Source organism: Tessaracoccus caeni (genome assembly GCF_029211185.1).
GTDB classification, from domain to species: domain Bacteria; phylum Actinomycetota; class Actinomycetes; order Propionibacteriales; family Propionibacteriaceae; genus Arachnia; species Arachnia caeni.
In genome coordinates this window covers 55,699-70,883 of sequence record NZ_JARGDO010000014.1, presented here as the reverse complement: position 1 = coordinate 70,883, position 15,185 = coordinate 55,699, and the positions used below count along the sequence as shown (strand labels likewise).

General features: G+C 67.8%; 14 protein-coding genes and 1 riboswitch. Of the genes, 8 read left to right on the top strand and 6 right to left on the bottom strand.

What is annotated here, in order from left to right:
* The first annotated feature begins 336 nt into the window (after nucleotides 1-336).
* The 6 genes from dnaK (at nucleotide 337) to P0D62_RS12970 (ending at nucleotide 5,047) form a co-directional block, all read left to right on the top strand.
* Nucleotides 337-2,178, top strand: a complete 1,842-nt coding sequence (gene dnaK / locus P0D62_RS12995; RefSeq protein WP_275702972.1) for a molecular chaperone DnaK — start codon at nucleotides 337-339, stop codon at nucleotides 2,176-2,178.
* Nucleotides 2,175-2,699: a nucleotide exchange factor GrpE gene (gene grpE, locus P0D62_RS12990; RefSeq protein ID WP_319947009.1), complete on the top strand. Its 525-nt coding sequence runs from the start codon at nucleotides 2,175-2,177 to the stop codon at nucleotides 2,697-2,699. Before dnaK ends, grpE begins: the two co-directional genes overlap by 4 nt.
* Before the next feature lie 49 nt (nucleotides 2,700-2,748).
* The gene (dnaJ, locus tag P0D62_RS12985) at nucleotides 2,749-3,906 is read left to right on the top strand and encodes a molecular chaperone DnaJ (RefSeq protein ID WP_275702971.1); all 1,158 of its coding nucleotides are present in this window, start codon (nucleotides 2,749-2,751) and stop codon (nucleotides 3,904-3,906) included.
* Between the two features lie 5 nt (nucleotides 3,907-3,911).
* Nucleotides 3,912-4,328 (top strand): heat shock protein transcriptional repressor HspR, encoded by a 417-nt coding sequence (locus tag P0D62_RS12980; protein ID WP_275702970.1) that lies wholly within the window; start codon nucleotides 3,912-3,914, stop codon nucleotides 4,326-4,328.
* Nucleotides 4,329-4,496: 168 nt separating this feature from the next.
* Nucleotides 4,497-4,736 (top strand): addiction module protein, encoded by a 240-nt coding sequence (locus P0D62_RS12975; protein ID WP_275702969.1) that lies wholly within the window; start codon nucleotides 4,497-4,499, stop codon nucleotides 4,734-4,736.
* A complete protein-coding gene (locus tag P0D62_RS12970; protein ID WP_275702968.1) occupies nucleotides 4,733-5,047 on the top strand; it encodes a type II toxin-antitoxin system RelE/ParE family toxin in 315 nt (104 codons plus the stop codon). Before P0D62_RS12975 ends, P0D62_RS12970 begins: the two co-directional genes overlap by 4 nt.
* Here the strand turns inward: P0D62_RS12970 and P0D62_RS12965 are convergent.
* The 5 genes from P0D62_RS12965 to P0D62_RS12945 form a co-directional block, all read right to left on the bottom strand.
* A complete protein-coding gene (locus tag P0D62_RS12965; protein WP_275702967.1) occupies nucleotides 5,044-5,232 on the bottom strand; it encodes a hypothetical protein in 189 nt (62 codons plus the stop codon). The two genes, P0D62_RS12970 and P0D62_RS12965, sit on opposite strands and share 4 nt — an antisense overlap.
* Before the next feature lie 156 nt (nucleotides 5,233-5,388).
* Complete coding sequence (thiD, locus tag P0D62_RS12960; protein ID WP_275702966.1) at nucleotides 5,389-6,231, bottom strand: bifunctional hydroxymethylpyrimidine kinase/phosphomethylpyrimidine kinase; 843 nt, start codon at nucleotides 6,229-6,231, stop codon at nucleotides 5,389-5,391.
* The gene (gene thiE / locus P0D62_RS12955) at nucleotides 6,228-6,905 is read right to left on the bottom strand and encodes a thiamine phosphate synthase (RefSeq protein WP_275702965.1); all 678 of its coding nucleotides are present in this window, start codon (nucleotides 6,903-6,905) and stop codon (nucleotides 6,228-6,230) included. The genes thiD and thiE overlap by 4 nt, the downstream gene beginning before the upstream one ends.
* Nucleotides 6,905-7,702 (bottom strand): hydroxyethylthiazole kinase, encoded by a 798-nt coding sequence (gene thiM / locus P0D62_RS12950; RefSeq protein WP_275702964.1) that lies wholly within the window; start codon nucleotides 7,700-7,702, stop codon nucleotides 6,905-6,907. The genes thiE and thiM overlap by 1 nt, the downstream gene beginning before the upstream one ends.
* Nucleotides 7,694-7,789: riboswitch (TPP riboswitch) on the bottom strand. It overlaps the preceding gene by 9 nt.
* Nucleotides 7,790-8,086: 297 nt before the next feature.
* Nucleotides 8,087-9,919, bottom strand: a complete 1,833-nt coding sequence (locus P0D62_RS12945) for a phosphoenolpyruvate carboxykinase (GTP) (RefSeq protein ID WP_275702963.1) — start codon at nucleotides 9,917-9,919, stop codon at nucleotides 8,087-8,089.
* A gap of 274 nt (nucleotides 9,920-10,193) precedes the next feature.
* Between P0D62_RS12945 and clpB the strand changes: the two genes are divergently transcribed.
* Nucleotides 10,194-12,761 (top strand): ATP-dependent chaperone ClpB, encoded by a 2,568-nt coding sequence (clpB, locus tag P0D62_RS12940; protein ID WP_275702962.1) that lies wholly within the window; start codon nucleotides 10,194-10,196, stop codon nucleotides 12,759-12,761.
* 14 nt (nucleotides 12,762-12,775) lie between these two features.
* Here the strand turns inward: clpB and P0D62_RS12935 are convergent, their stop codons facing one another.
* Nucleotides 12,776-14,398 (bottom strand): MFS transporter, encoded by a 1,623-nt coding sequence (locus P0D62_RS12935; RefSeq protein ID WP_275703008.1) that lies wholly within the window; start codon nucleotides 14,396-14,398, stop codon nucleotides 12,776-12,778.
* Nucleotides 14,399-14,527: 129 nt separating this feature from the next.
* On the opposite strand from P0D62_RS12935, the gene P0D62_RS12930 reads away from it, so the two are divergent.
* Nucleotides 14,528-15,115, top strand: a complete 588-nt coding sequence (locus P0D62_RS12930) for a DUF1707 SHOCT-like domain-containing protein (RefSeq protein ID WP_275702961.1) — start codon at nucleotides 14,528-14,530, stop codon at nucleotides 15,113-15,115.
* Nucleotides 15,116-15,185 lie beyond the last annotated feature (70 nt).

Here is a 15,185-nt window from a genome sequence, read left to right as displayed (position 1 = left end):
CTTCGCTCCTGCTTTTCATCAACTGTATCGTCCCCTCACCGCCCGACGGCGCTCTCAAGGCGGAACCCGTTGACGCCCCACCCGCCCCACCCCAATCCCGGAAAATCGGCCATTGGCCGATTCTCGGCATCAGACACCGCAAAATCGGCCAATGGCCGATTTTCCTTGAATGGTGGAGTGGTGAGGTGGGGAGGCGCGGAGCGTGAGGGTTGAGCGTGTCCGACTCAACTCTGACTTGAGTCCACTTGACTCATGTGCTTAACTTGAGTCGTCCCCGCTCAAGGGGGCATGACTTTGAATATCCAGCGTGACACCAACCACTCGTAGGAGGAACCCATGGCACGTGCAGTAGGTATCGACCTCGGCACCACCAACTCCGTCGTCGCCGTTCTGGAAGGTGGCGAACCCACCGTCATCCCGAACGCCGAAGGCGCCCGCACCACCCCGTCGGTGGTGGCGTTCTCGAACTCCGGCGAGGTGCTCGTCGGTGAGGTCGCCAAGCGTCAGGCGGTCACCAACGTCGACCGCACCATCCGCTCCGTGAAGCGCCACATGGGCACCGACTGGAAGACCTCCATCGAGGGCAAGGACTACCGTCCGCAGCAGATCTCGGCCTTCGTGCTGCAGAAGCTGAAGCGCGACGCCGAGGCCTACCTGGGTGAAGCGGTCACCAACGCCGTGATCACCGTCCCGGCCTACTTCTCCGACGCCGAGCGCCAGGCCACCAAGGAGGCCGGCGAGATCGCAGGCCTCTCCGTCGACCGGATCATCAACGAGCCCACCGCGGCCGCGCTGGCCTACGGCCTCGACAAGGCCGACCAGGAGCAGACCGTTCTGGTCTTCGACCTCGGCGGCGGCACCTTCGACGTCTCGCTGCTCGACATCGCCGACGGCGTGTTCGAGGTGCGGGCCACCAAGGGCGATAACCGCCTGGGTGGCGACGACTGGGATCACGTCGTCGTCGAGTGGCTGGCCACGCAGTTCAAGAACAAGCACGGCGTCGACCTGCTCAAGGACAAGATGGCCGGTCAGCGTCTCCAGGAGGCCGCCGAGCGCGCCAAGATCGAGCTCAGCTCGGCCTCCGAGACCTCGATCAACCTGCCTTACATCACCGCCTCCGCCGAGGGCCCGCTGCACCTCGACGAGAAGCTCACCCGTGCGGAGTTCCAGCGCATGACCCAGCACCTGCTGGATCGCTGCCGCGCCCCGTTCAACGCGGTGATCTCCGACGCCGGCACGTCGGTGAACAAGATCGACCAGGTTCTCCTGGTCGGCGGTTCCACCCGCATGCCCGCCGTCGCCGATCTGGTGAAGGAACTCACCGGCGGCAAGGATCCCAACAAGGGCGTCAACCCCGACGAGGTCGTGGCCCTGGGCGCGTCCCTGCAGGCCGGCGTGCTGAAGGGCGAGGTGAAGGACGTGCTGCTGCTCGACGTCACCCCGCTGAGCCTCGGCATCGAGACCAAGGGCGGCGTGATGACCAAGATCATCGAGCGCAACACCACCATCCCGACGCGCAAGTCCGAGGTGTTCACCACCGCTGAGGACAACCAGCCCGCCGTGATGATCCAGGTGTACCAGGGCGAGCGCGAGTTCGCCCGCGACAACAAGTCGCTGGGCAACTTCGAGCTCACCGGCATCCTGCCGGCGCCGCGCTCGGTCCCGCAGATCGAGGTCACCTTCGATATCGACGCCAACGGCATCGTGCACGTCTCCGCCAAGGATCTGGCCACCAGCAAGGAGCAGTCGATGACTGTCACCGGTGGCTCCGCCCTGGGCAAGGACGACATCGACAAGATGGTCAAGGACGCCGAGGCCCACGCCGAGGAGGATCGCAAGCGCCGCGAGGCCGTCGACACCCGCAACGAGGCCGACGCTCTGGTGTTCCGCACCGAGAAGCTGCTGGCTGAGAACGAGGACAAGATCGGCGAGGACGTCAAGGCGCCCGTCGTCGAGGCCGTCGAGAAGCTGAAGGAGGCCCTGAAGGGCGAGGACATCGACGCCGTGAAGTCGGCGATGGACGACCTCAACTCCAAGGCCGCCGCCATGGGCCAGGCCATGTACGCCGCCGCCCAGGCTGCTCAGGCCGAGTCCAGCGCCGAGTCGCAGTCCTCCGAGGACAACGCCGACGACGTGGTGGACGCCGAGATCGTTGACGACGAGAAGGACAACAAGTGACCGACGCCAACGCGTACGAAGAGGTCGAGGGGGTGGCCGCCGACGAGGCGGCCGCCCCTGCGGCTCCCCAAGAAGCGGCTGCGCCCGCTGAGCCCGAGGTCGACTACGCGGCCCTGGTGCAGGAGCGCACCGCCGACCTGCAGCGCCTTCAGGCCGAATACGTGAACTACAAGCGGCGCGTCGACCGCGATCGCGACCTGTCTCGTCAGGCCGGGATCGAGGCCGTGCTGCTCGACCTGCTGCCCGTGCTCGATTCCATCGAGCTGGCCCGTCTGCACGACGACCTGGGCGACGGTTTCAAGATGGTCGCCGACGAGCTGGCCAAGGTCGCCGGCAAGTGGGGCTTGAACGCCTTCGGCGCCAAGGGCGAGGAGTTCAACCCGGTCAAGCACGAGGCCCTGATGCAGGCGCCACTCGACGAGCCGGTCACCGTCGTGACCGTCTCGCAGGTGATGCAGCAGGGCTACGAGCTGGGTGGTCGCGTCATTCGCCCCGCCCGGGTCGCCGTTGCCAACCCCTGAGGGGACCGTCGTGATCGTGGTTGTCGATACGAAGAAGGAGGTGCTCTAGATGAGCGCGAAGGATTGGATGGAGAAGGACTACTACAAGGTCCTCGGCGTGTCCAAGAGCGCCTCCGAATCGGAGATCAAGAAGGCCTTTCGCAAGATCGCCCGCGACAACCACCCCGATCAGAACCCGGATAACAAGGCTGCGGAGTCTCGCTTCAAGGAGGCCTCCGAGGCCTACAACGTGCTGAGCGATGCCAAGCAGCGCAAGGAGTACGACGAGGCGCGCTCGCTCTTCGGCGGAGGCGGCTTCCGCTTCCCGAAGGGCGGCGCGCAGCCCGGCACCGCTGGCTTCGAGGATCTGTTCCGCAACGCCTCACCTGGCAACGGTGGACTGGGAGACCTGTTCAGCGGGTTGTTCCAGGGGGGTGGCGGCGCGCAGCGTCGCTCCACTCAGCGGGGTCCGCGTCGGGGTGCCGACGTGGAGTCGGAGGCCAAGCTCACCTTCGAGCAGGCCGTGGAGGGCACCACGGTGTCGATGCGCACGGTCTCCGACGAGCCGTGCTCGTCGTGCCGGGGTACCGGCGCCAAGTCCGGCACGCTGCCGCGGGTCTGCCCGGCCTGCGAGGGCTCGGGCATGCGCTCGTCGTCCACCTCCGGTGGGGTGTTCCAGATCAGTGAGCCCTGCTCCGACTGTCTCGGCCGAGGGTTGATCGTCGACACTCCGTGCCCCGATTGCGAGGGCTCGGGTCGTGGCCGCGCGGCCAAGTCGATGCAGGTCCGCATCCCCGCGGGCGTGCAGGACGGTCAGCGGATCCGGCTCAAGGGCAAGGGCGCGGCCGGCGAGAACGGCGGCGCCTCCGGCGACCTGTACGTCACCGTCGAGGTGGAGCCGCACAAGCTGTTCGGCCGCAGCGGGGCCAACCTCACCATCGACGTGCCGCTCACCTTCGACGAGGCGGCGCTCGGGGCCGAGGTGCAGGTGCCGACGCTGGGCGGGCCGCCCGTGAAGGTGCGCGTCCCGGCCGGCACTCCAAGCGGTCGCACCGTGAGGGTCCGCGGCAAGGGCGTGCGCAAGGCGGATGGCGCGACGGGCGACCTGCTGGTCACCTTCGAGGTGGAGGTGCCCAGCGAACTCGGGGCCGACGCCAAGGAGGCGCTGCGTGACTTCGCCGCCAAGGCCAAGCAGGCCGATCCTCGCGCGTCGCTGTTCAACGGGTGACCGCGATGAGTCAGCTGCCTCAGCCGTACGATCCCGACGCCGCCGTGTTCCCCATCTCGGTGGCGGCGACGTTGGCCGACATGCACCCGCAGACGCTGCGCGGCTACGACCGGCTTGGCCTGGTCGTGCCCCAGCGGGCTGCGGGTCGCGGGCGTCGTTACAGCCTGCGCGACGTCGCCAAGCTGCGCCACGTCCAGCACTTGAGTCAACAGGAGGGCATCAACCTGGAGGGCATCCGCCGGATCCTCGCGTTGGAGGAGCAGGTCGACGCGCTCCAAGGCCAGGTCGAGCGCCTGAACGAGACCCTGCAGCGCATCCAGTCGCAGCACACCGGCTCCCGGATCTTCACTGCAGAGTCGACGGGCGCCGTCCACCACGGCCGCGTTCGCATCCGCCGTCGCCTCGCCCTGCCCTCTCCGTAGCTCCACCTCCGTACTGCCTGCGAGGTCTCCCACCTACGCTCTTCGAGGTGTGAGGCCGCTCGCGGCCGAGCCCTTCGAGACGGTCGCTTCGCTCCCTCCTCAGGGACCACCTCGAGGAGAGCATGATCGTGCCTCGTGAAGTGCCCGACGCCGACGTAGTATGGCGTCATGACGGCCGGGGTAGAGGAGATACGGGAAGCAGCGCTGATGCTCGGTGAGAGGGATCGTGCTGAGCTTGCCCGAGAGTTGCTGGCGAGCCTCGAAGCTGGACATGAGAGTCTGCCGCATGGCTGGGACGACGAGATTCAGCGTCGGCTCGACGACGTGCGAGAAGGCAGGGTCGAGACCATCCCCTGGGACGTCGTGAAGCAGGAGTTGAGAGCGCGTCGAGCCAGCCGCTCAGCATGACGCGGGAAGCCTATTTCCATTCGGAGGCGCTGCAGGAGCTTTATGCCGCCATCGACTGGTATGACGAGCAGGCGATGGGTCTGGGGGACCGGTTCGAGGTTGCGGTGAATGACGCGATGGAGACCCTTCGCACCTGGCCCACAGCCGGACATGCCTGGAGTGCCGCAGATGATGCCGTGCGCGTCTTCGGGCTTCGGGGTTTCAATCAGAGCCTGGTGTACGTCGTCGCGGATAACAGGCTGACGGTGCTTGCCGTCGCACATCAGGCACGGCAGCCGGGCTATTGGGAGGACCGGCTGGGCCGCAGCTAACGTGGCTTTAGGAACGGGTTTTCTTCTTCCGGGGTGCGCTTCGGCTGCGGGAGCTGCGTGATCTCGATCCACTCGGAACCGCAACCGGGGCATTCGTAGACGGGGTCGCCGTCGACCACCTTGCCGGTCTTCACTGCACCGCACTCGTTCTGGCACGGGTAGGTGACCAGGAACTTCGCGCTCATGTCCCTAACCCTAAGAGATTCCGCAGGTAGCAGGTAGGTGGCACCTCTAGACCTTCCTCCCACCCAACCCGAGCACAAATCTGCGCATGCGTCTCGGCCTCCCGTATATAGCGAGGCCTTCGCGTCGGCGCAGATTTGTGCACGCAGGTCGGTGGGTCAGAGGGTGACCAGGTGGTTGACGGGGCCGTGGCCGGTGTCTGGGGTGCGGCTGAGGCACCAGTCGGCGCCGCCGGCGATGGCTCGCGCCAGGTAGTCCTGGGCGGCGGTGACGCTGGGCGGCCGGATGCCCGTCGCGACGGTGTCGCCTAGCCGCGCGGCGGAGGCCGCGATGGCCGACGACAAGGTGCAGCCGGTGCCGTGGGTGTTGCGGGTCTCCACTCGGGTGCCGCGCAGCACCAGGGTCTCGTCTGGCGTGGCCAGCACGTCGATCAGCTCCCCGTGCAGATGCCCGCCCTTCACCAGCGCCGCGCGGGCTCCGGCCGCGACCAGTGCCCTCGCCTGGGCCTCCAACCCACCCGCATCGGCGGCAGGCTCGACCCCCAGCAGTACTGCGGCCTCCGGCAGGTTGGGGGTGATCAGGTCGGCTTGGGGCATCAGGCGGTCGCGCACCACGGCGATCGCGTCCTCGGTGAGCAGCCGGTCGCCGGAGGTGGCCACCATCACCGGGTCCAGCACGATCACGCCGAAGTCGGCACGGCGTTCGTCGATCAGATCTGCCACCGTCGCAGCGACCTCCGCGTTGGAGAGCATGCCCAGCTTCGTGGCTGCCACGGGAAGATCGTCGAGCACCGCGATCACCTGGTCTCGAACCAGAGCAGGATCGACCGGCACCGCCGCCCGAACCCCCTGGGTGTTCTGCACCGTGAGGCCCGCCAGCGCGGCGCAGCCGTAGGTGCCGAGAACGGTGAAGGTCTTGAGGTCGGCCTGGATGCCGGCGCCTCCGCTGGGGTCGGAGCCCGCGATGCTGAGCACAACCGGCGGCATGGACAGGGCGGTCATGAGGGCCTCCAGAGTGAGAGCAGCTCTTGCGCGGCGGTGCGAGGATCGGCGGCGGTGGCAATGGCGGAGACGACGCAGATGCCGTCCACGCCGGTCTCGATCACCGAGCGGGCGTTGCCGGCGTTGATGCCGCCGATGGCCACCGTCTTCACGGCGTCCCCGGTGCGTGCGACCAAGGTGCGGGCGCCATCCAGGCCCAGGGCGGGCTGGGTGTCGGTCTTGACGGGGGTGTCCCAGATGGGGGACAGCCCGACGACATCGGCCGTCGGATCCGCCAACTCGGCCTCGAGTTCTGCCAGCGAACTCACTGACAAGCCGATCAGGGCGTCCGGCCCGAGCGTCTCGCGAGCGACACGGATGTCGCCGTCGTTCTGCCCAATGTGCAGATCGGTGCCGAGCTCCGCCGCCACCCACAGCCGGTCGTTGACCACCAGCCGCGCCTCGCTGCCTGTCTCGTCGTGCAGCCGCTCGAGCGCCGCGAGACACGAGAGGGTCAAAGCCAGGAAGTCGTCGTCGGAGAGGTGCTTGTCGCGCACCTGCACGACGCCGGCGCCGCCGCGCACCGCCTTCTCGACCACCCACGGCACCCGATCCGGTCCGCCGCAGAGCGCTGTGTCGGTGACGAAGTAGAGCCTCCAGTCCACGGCCTCAGCAAGGCCTCTTCGGGCCTGCATCAGTCGTCGGTCACTTCGACGAGCAGCCGCACCTCGTCGACGCTCAACGTGTAAAGCGCGTCGAGCCATGCCGTGCGGAAGGATCCGGGGCCCTGGGCCTCTCGGGCCGCTGCGCGCCCAGCCGCGCCGAAGAGGGCGTGCGCCGCGACGGTCGCGTCGTGTGCGGACTCATCGCCTCGAGCGGCCGCGCAGGCGGCCGCCACCGCGCCCAGCGAACAGCCGGTGCCGATCACCAGCGGCATCAGCTTGCTGCCACCGGTCACGCGCGTAGTGCGACCGGGGGAGACGATCACGTCGACGCGGCCGGAGATGGCCACGACGGTGTGATGCTGCTCGGCGAGTGCACGGGCGGTGTCGATGGCGGCCTCGACCTCGTCGGTGGCGTCGACCCCACGACCACCGGCGGTGCTGCCGGCCAGGCCGAGGATCTCGGACGCGTTGCCGCGGATGGCCGTCGGTCGATGTGCGAGCAGTTCGCGGGCCAGGGCGGTGCGCACGGGCAGCCCGCCGACGGCGACTGGGTCGAGCACCCAGGGGGTGCCCGCGCGGTCGGCGGAGGCCGCGGCCCGTCGCATGCCCTCATGTTGTTCGGCAGAGCCGTTGCCGACGTTGATCAGCAGTCCCGAGGCGATCGCCGCGAAGGCCTCGGCCTCCTCGGGCAGGTCGATCATCGCTGGCGCCGCACCGACGGCCAACAGCACGTTGGCTGTGATCTCCGGCACGACGGTGTTGGTCATGCAGTGCACCAGAGGCTGCATCTCGCGCAGCGCAGACAGGATGTGGGTATAAGCAGACAAAGCGTCGCTCCCTTCGCAGGAATGATCCAGATCAGGTTCGACGGGTGTGTTCTCAGCCTCGTGTTCGAGGCACCCCGGCGTCGCTCGTCAGTCTAGCCGCATCACGCTCTCCTCGAGGCTCGGCCGCGGACGGCCTCGCACCTCGAAGAGCGCGACCGTCAGCCGAACGCGTAGTCGTGTGGAGGATGGGGTTCGCGAGTGGGTTTGGTGGGCGTAAAGCCGTGAGCCCGCGCGAAGCGCCGGAACACGGCCGGGCAGGAGCGGACCCCATCCGTAACACGACGAACGAGACCACCGAAACCGACCACAAGCCCCCAGGCACCGTCACGCTCTCCTCGAGGCTCGGCCGCGGACGGCCTCGCACCTCGAAGAGCGTGGGTGGGGTCACAGGCCGTGGCGGGCCATGGCCTCGGCGATCAGCCAGAGCTCGTCGTTCATCTCGGCGGGGGTCTTGTCTCCCAGCGACTGGAGCCACTGGCGGATCCGCGGGAGCTCGTCGGCCCATTCTCGGGGGCTGTAGGAGATGACTGCCTTCAGGTCGTTCTCTGGGATGTCGAGGCCATCGACGTCGAGATCATCCGGCTTCGGCAGCAGACCCGCGGGCGTGGTGACCGCGTCGACCTTGCCCTCCAAGCGCTCCACGATCCACTTGAGCACGCGCGAGTTCTCGCCGAAGCCCGGCCACATGAAGCGGCCGTCGGCGTCGCGGCGGAACCAGTTGACGTAGAAGATCTTGGGCAGTTTGTCGGCCTCGGTGCCGTTGCCCATGTCGATCCAGTGCTGCAGGTAGTCGCCGACGTGGTAGCCGATGAAGGGCAGCATGGCCATGGGATCGCGGCGCAGCACGCCCACGGCTCCCTTGGCTGCGGCCGTCGTCTCCGACGAGCAGGTGGCTCCCATGAAGACGCCGTGCGCCCAGCTCCGCGACTGCGACACCAGCGGGATGGTGTTCTCGCGCCGGCCGCCGAAGATGATCGCGTCGACGGGGACGCCACGGGGATCGTCGTAGGCATCGGAGAGGATCGAGACCTGCTCGATCGGGGTGCAGAAGCGGCTGTTGGGATGGGCGACGGTGCGGCCCTGGCGCTCCTCGGTGGGACCGTACTGCCGGCCATGCCAGTCGGCGAGGTCGGCCGGACGCTCCTTGGTGCGGCCCTCCCACCACACGTCGCCGTCGGCGGTGAGGCCGACGTTGGTGAAGATCGAGTTGCCCTTCTCGATGGCCGTCATGGCATGCGGATTGGTCTTGGCTCCGGTGCCGGGGGCGACGCCGAACAGGCCCGTCTCGGGGTTCACGGCCCACAGCCGCCCGTCGGATCCCGGGCGCAGCCAGGCGATGTCGTCGCCGAGGGTCTCGACCGTCCAGCCTGGGATGGTGGGCTGCAGCATGGCGAGGTTGGTCTTGCCGCAGGCCGACGGGAATGCGGCACACACGTGATACGCCTTGCCCTCGGGGGAGATGATCCGCAGGATCAGCATGTGCTCGGCCATCCAGCCCTCGTCGCGGCCCATCACCGAGGCGATGCGCAGCGCGTAGCACTTCTTGCCCAGCAGCGAGTTGCCGCCGTAGCCGGAGCCGTAGCTCCAGACCATCCGCTCCTCGGGGAAGTGCACGATGTACTTGATGTCGTTGCACGGCCAGGGCACGTCGTCGACGCCCTCGTCCAGGGGCATGCCGACGGAGTGCAGAGCCGGCACGAAGGAGGCCTTGAGCTCGGCCATCCGCTCGAGCACGGCCTGGCCCATCCGGGTCATGATGCGCATCGACAGCACCACATAGGCGGAGTCCGTGATCTCGATGCCGAACTTGGGATCCTCGGCGTCGAGGTGTCCCATGCAGAACGGGATTACGTACAGCGTGCGGCCCTTCATGCAGCCGTCGTAGAGCTTGGTCAGGATGCCCTTCATCTGGTCGGGGTTCATCCAGTTGTTGGTGGGGCCCGCGTCGGCCTCGTCGACGGAGCAGATGAAGGTCTGGTCCTCGACGCGCGCGACGTCCTCAGGGTCGGTGCGGGCGTAGAGGGAGTTGGGCATCAGATCCTCGTTGAGGCGCACGACGGTGCCCTTATCGACGAGGAGCTGGGTGAGTTCTGAGCGTTCCTCCTCGGACCCGTCGCAGTAGACGACCTCGTCGGGCTTCGTCAGGCTCACGACCTCCTCGACCCACTCGATCAGGCCGGGGACTTGGCTGGCTGCCTGGGGATGTTGGATGGACATTATTCTCCTCGTCGACGCTGAACGACACGAGAGGACGGACCCGAAGAATCCCGCGGTCTTCCCGATGACCGCCACGAGACTCCGACCGCGGCGGTGCGTCGATAAGCCCTCTCTCGTCCGATGCTATTGCCAATCGCTCGACGATGTGCCGGTTCCGTGGGATTCCCGATTGAGTGTGTCTGGCTCAACTTTGAGCAACGGTGGAATTTCTGGGTTGTTCTCGACGTTGAGCGAGGTAGACTCAACTCTGAACAAGGCCTTTGAAGGGGACTGCATGAACACTGAGAAGCTCACCACGAAGTCTCGCGACGCCGTGACCGCGGCGGTGCGTCAGGCTCTGACCAACGGAAACCCCAATGCCGAGCCGGTGCACCTCCTGCACGGCCTGCTGCTGACTCCCGACAACACCGTCGGACCGCTGCTCGAAGCGCTCGGGGCGAGCGCCACCACCGTGGACCAGGCCGCCACCGCAGCCATCGCCAAGCTGCCGTCGACGAGCGGATCGTCGGTCACCCAGCCCGCGCTGTCGGGCCCGTTCGCGCGCGTGCTCGCTTCCGCCGAGACGCTCGCGGAGAAGCTGGGCGACCAGTTCGTCGCGACGGAGCACCTGCTGATCTCGCTGGCCACCGTCGATTCCGAGGCCAAGAAGATCCTCGAGCGCGCGGGTGTGACGGCCGACACCCTGGCTGGCCAGTTCGAGGCGTCGCGCGGCGGCAAGCGGGTCACCTCCGCCGAGAGCGAGGGCGGCGAGTCGGTGCTCGACAAGTACTCGATCGACCTCACCGAGCGCGCCCGGTCCGGCAAGCTCGATCCCGTCATCGGCCGCGACGCCGAGATCCGGCGCGTCGTCCAGGTGCTGGCCCGGCGCACCAAGAACAACCCCGTGCTGATCGGCGAGCCCGGCGTCGGCAAGACTGCCGTCGTCGAGGGCCTCGCGCAGCGCCTGGTGGCCGGCGACGTGCCCGACTCGCTGAAGAACCGACGTCTGGTCTCGCTGGACCTGGCGTCGATGGTGGCGGGAGCGAAGTATCGCGGCGAGTTCGAGGAGCGCCTGAAGGCCGTCCTGAACGAGATCAAGGAGGCCGAGGGCCAGGTCATCACCTTCATCGACGAGCTGCACACGGTCGTCGGCGCGGGCGCCTCGGGTGAGGGTGCGATGGACGCGGGCAACATGCTCAAGCCCATGCTGGCTCGTGGCGAGCTGCGGATGATCGGCGCCACCACGCTGGATGAGTACCGCGAGCGGATCGAGAAGGATCCGGCTCTGGAGCGACGCTTCCAGCAGGTCTTCGTCGGCGAGCCGTCGGTGGACGACACCGTCGCCATCCTGCGTGGTCTGCGCGAGCGCTACGAGGCCCACCACAAGGTGCGCATCACCGACTCCGCGCTGGTGGCGGCCGCCGAGCTGTCCAACCGGTACATCACGTCGCGCCAGCTGCCTGACAAGGCCATCGACCTGGTCGACGAGGCTGCGTCGCGGCTGCGGATGGAGATCGACTCCTCGCCGGAGGAGATCGACATGCTGCGCCGCGAGGTGGACCGGATGACGATGGAGGAGTTCCACCTGGCCAAGGAGGCCGATGACGCGTCCAAGGAGCGCCTGGCCGCCCTGCGCAAGGAGCTGGCCGACAGCCAAGAGAAGCTGCGCGGCCTGGAGACGCGCTGGGAGCAGGAGAAGTCGGGCCTGAACCAGGTAGGTGACCTGAAGGAGAAGATCGACCACCTGCGCTCCGAGGCCGAGAAGGCCCAGCGCGAGGGCGACCTGACCCGCGCCTCCGCCATCCTCTACGGCGAGATCCCCGCCGCAGAGAAAGAGCTGGCCGAGGCCGAGGCCTCCGACGCCACGCCGTCGATGGTCTCCGAGGAGGTCAGCGAGACCGACATCGCCGAGGTGGTCTCGGCCTGGACGGGCATTCCGGTGGGCCGGATGCTGCAGGGTGAGTCGGAGAAACTGCTCGAGATGGAGCAGCGCATCGGTTCCCGGCTGATCGGGCAGCACGCCGCCGTCAAGGCCGTCTCCGACGCGGTGCGCCGCTCGCGCGCAGGCATCTCAGACCCCAACCGGCCGATCGGATCGTTCCTGTTCCTCGGACCCACCGGCGTCGGCAAGACCGAGCTGGCCAAGGCGCTGGCCGACTTCCTGTTCGACGACGAGTCGGCCATGGTGCGCATCGACATGAGCGAGTACTCGGAGAAGCACTCCGTCGCCCGGCTCGTCGGCGCCCCTCCCGGCTACGTCGGGTACGAAGAGGGCGGTCAGCTGACCGAGGCGGTGCGTCGTCGCCCCTACTCCGTGATCCTGCTCGACGAGGTGGAAAAGGCCCACCCCGACCTGTTCAACATCCTGCTGCAGGTGCTCGACGACGGCCGCCTGACCGACGGCCAGGGCCGCACCGTCGACTTCCGCAACACGCTGCTGATCATGACCTCCAACCTTGGCAGCCAGTTCATGGCCGACCCCCTGCTGGGGGCCGAGGAGAAGCGCAACCAGGTGATGGCGGTGGTGCGGCAGAACTTCCGTCCCGAGTTCCTGAACCGGCTCGACGACGTGGTGCTGTTCGACGCCCTGACCGAGGCGGAGCTGGGCCAGATCGTCGACATCCAGCTCGCGCGCCTCAACAAGCGCCTGGCAAGCCGCCGGATAACCGTCGAGGTGAGCGACGACGCCAAGGCCTGGCTGGCCGATGTGGGCTTCGATCCGGTCTACGGCGCTCGGCCGCTGCGCCGCCTGGTGCAGTCGACCGTCGAGGACGCCCTGGCCCGTGGGCTGCTGGCCGGCGAGATCCACGACGGCCAGACCGTCCGGGTCGATCGCGACGGCGACGGCATCGCGCTCGTCTGACTACCCAGGTCTGACTATGTGGGGTGATACGGAACCACGACCACCTCGTAGGTGAGTGGTTCCGTCTCGCCGCTGAGCGCGTCGGCGATGAGTTCCTGCGCCTGGCGGCGGGCCGCTCGGGTGGGGCAGCGCACCTCGATGCCGCCGATCTCCAGGCGAGGCGTCGCCACGAGATCGAGATAGTCGCGCACCCGCTGCCGCCACCACGTCGCGTCCGCGTCGGCAGGCGGCAGGTCGATCGCGACCAGTCGTCGTCCCGTTCCCGGCAGGACGGCCGCGACGGCCACCTCGCGGCCGTCGCGGACCTGGAGCGTCAGGTGCGGCATCGGGGTGTGGTCGGTCGGCAGGTTGCGTCGCAACCTCACATCTCCGAGCGCGGACAGCTCGCGCACCAGCACCGTGCGCAGCGACGGATACCGGACCCCGCGGCGAGCGTCCTGTCGGCGTGCCCGTCGTCGCTCGACGTAGACACCGACGACCCCGACGCCCCACACCGCGAACTGGGCGGCCATCGCCCAGCGGAAGGCGGTCAGGGAGTAGCTTCCGAAGGCGTCCAGTACCAATCCGATCACGAAGATCCCCAGCACTCCGGCCGTGAATCCGCCGACGATCACGATGCCGGTGGCGGTGCCCATGGAGCGCAGGGGGTTGCTCGCTCGGGCGACGTCGAACCCGATGCCAGAGCCGGGGCCGGCCGCAGAGATGCCGATCATCAGGACGGCCATCAGCCACACCGGAGCCGGGCCAGGAAGAAGGAGCACCACCAGCCAGGGCAGCACCGCGAGGAGCGAGAACATCAACGCCAGGTTCACCCGCTGGAGCGGGGCGCGTCGGCTGACGATGCCCACGACGATCGCGGCCGGAACACCGGCGAAGACATAGAGCGTGAACAGGCCGGCGGTCACCTGAGAGGAGTAGCCCTGCCCATCGAGCAGGAACGGATAGCCCCACATGAGCGCGAAGACCATGGGCCAGAAGCCGCACATCCAGTGGATCCAGAAGGCCACCCGCGACGCAGGATGTGAGAACACATCCACGATCTGGGCGCGCACGCTCCGCTTGGCATCGCCCGCGCGGCTTCGGCGAGCCGACGACGCGTCGGGATAGTTGCGCAGCACGATCAGCAGCAGCGCGCCGACGACCGCGGACACCGTCGCAGCGGCGAGGAAGGATCGGGTCCAGCCGGCCGTCGCCAGCAGCGCCGCGAGTGGGAGAGAGCTGCCGAGCTGCCCGAACTGGCCGAGCATCGAGGTGATCTGGTTCAGCAGCGGAATGCGACCCGGAGGAAACCAGAACGGGAGCAGACGCAGCACGGCGGTGAAGGTCATCGCGTCGCCGGCGCCGACGAGCACGCGCGCCAGGATCGCCGAGGTCAGATCGGGGCTGACGGCGAGCGCCAACTGTCCCGCGCACATCAGCAGCGCGCCCGTGCTCACCATCGCGCGGGTTCCCCAACGGTCGGTCATGAGCCCGACGGGCACCTGCATCGCGGCGTAGGTGATCAGCTGGACCACGACGAAAAGGCTGGTGACCGACGCTCCCGCGGCGAAGCGCTCCGTGGCGAGTCCGCTGGCGACGCCGAAACTGGTGCGCTGAAACACCGCCGCCGCATACGCGAGGACGCAGAGTGCCCACATCAACCACGCGCGTGGCGAAGGGCCGGTCGAAACCATTTCGTGTTCCCGTCTGGGTCGGCTCGCCTGGTCGGTGATCAGTCTAGGAGGTTCCGTGTTGGTCATCGTCGCGCCCGTCCTACACTTGAGCCCATGAACGACCCGGGCAGTATTCGCGTCAGCGACGGCGAGCGAGACGACGCGGTGGACAAACTGCGCGAGCACGCGGCCGCGGGCAGGCTCAGTAGCGAGGAGTTCTCCGACCGGATGGGCAAGGCGCTCGAGGCGCGCACCCGAGCCGAGCTGAACGAACTCTTCTTCGACCTTCCCGCGCTGGAGGGGCCGGCCTATCCGGTACCCGTCGAAGCACGGCCGCCTCACCCGGCGGCGGTGCCGGACTACCTGGCGTACTCGGTCGTGCCCCAGAAGACGTTCTGGCAGCAGTGGTGGTGGATGATCGTCATCGCGGTGGTCGCCTTCGGCGTGATGCGAGGAAACATCATCCCGGTCATGATCGTCATCGCCCTCGGTTACACCTTGCTGAGGCCGAGGATGGACGCGAAACCGGATCCCAACGCTCCCGTGAAGTACCTGGGTTACGGGGAACAGGAAGAGATCACCGCTCTGATCCGAGCGGGCAGGAAGATCGAGGCGATCAAGCGCTACCGCGAGTTCACCGGCACCGATCTACGCACGGCGAAGCAGTCCGTCGAACTCTGGGAACGCCAACTCGGTTCCTGACACCACGCTCACCCACGCTCTTCGAGGTGCTGTTTCACGCTCTTTGAGGTGCGGAGCGCAGCGGAGCCTC

Excerpts from the sequence above, each read along its gene's own strand:
- dnaK (WP_275702972.1), top strand. The coding sequence starts at position 337 with ATGGCACGTGCAGTAGGTATCGACCTCGGCACCACCAACTCCGTCGTC.
- dnaJ (WP_275702971.1), top strand. The coding sequence starts at position 2,749 with ATGAGCGCGAAGGATTGGATGGAGAAGGACTACTACAAGGTCCTCGGC.
- P0D62_RS12980 (WP_275702970.1), top strand. The coding sequence starts at position 3,912 with ATGAGTCAGCTGCCTCAGCCGTACGATCCCGACGCCGCCGTGTTCCCC.
- P0D62_RS12975 (WP_275702969.1), top strand. The coding sequence starts at position 4,497 with ATGACGGCCGGGGTAGAGGAGATACGGGAAGCAGCGCTGATGCTCGGT.
- P0D62_RS12970 (WP_275702968.1), top strand. The coding sequence starts at position 4,733 with ATGACGCGGGAAGCCTATTTCCATTCGGAGGCGCTGCAGGAGCTTTAT.
- P0D62_RS12965 (WP_275702967.1), bottom strand. The coding sequence starts at position 5,232 with ATGAGCGCGAAGTTCCTGGTCACCTACCCGTGCCAGAACGAGTGCGGT.
- thiD (WP_275702966.1), bottom strand. The coding sequence starts at position 6,231 with ATGACCGCCCTGTCCATGCCGCCGGTTGTGCTCAGCATCGCGGGCTCC.
- thiE (WP_275702965.1), bottom strand. The coding sequence starts at position 6,905 with ATGCAGGCCCGAAGAGGCCTTGCTGAGGCCGTGGACTGGAGGCTCTAC.
- P0D62_RS12945 (WP_275702963.1), bottom strand. The coding sequence starts at position 9,919 with ATGTCCATCCAACATCCCCAGGCAGCCAGCCAAGTCCCCGGCCTGATC.
- clpB (WP_275702962.1), top strand. The coding sequence starts at position 10,194 with ATGAACACTGAGAAGCTCACCACGAAGTCTCGCGACGCCGTGACCGCG.
- P0D62_RS12935 (WP_275703008.1), bottom strand. The coding sequence starts at position 14,398 with ATGTGGGCACTCTGCGTCCTCGCGTATGCGGCGGCGGTGTTTCAGCGC.
- P0D62_RS12930 (WP_275702961.1), top strand. The coding sequence starts at position 14,528 with ATGAACGACCCGGGCAGTATTCGCGTCAGCGACGGCGAGCGAGACGAC.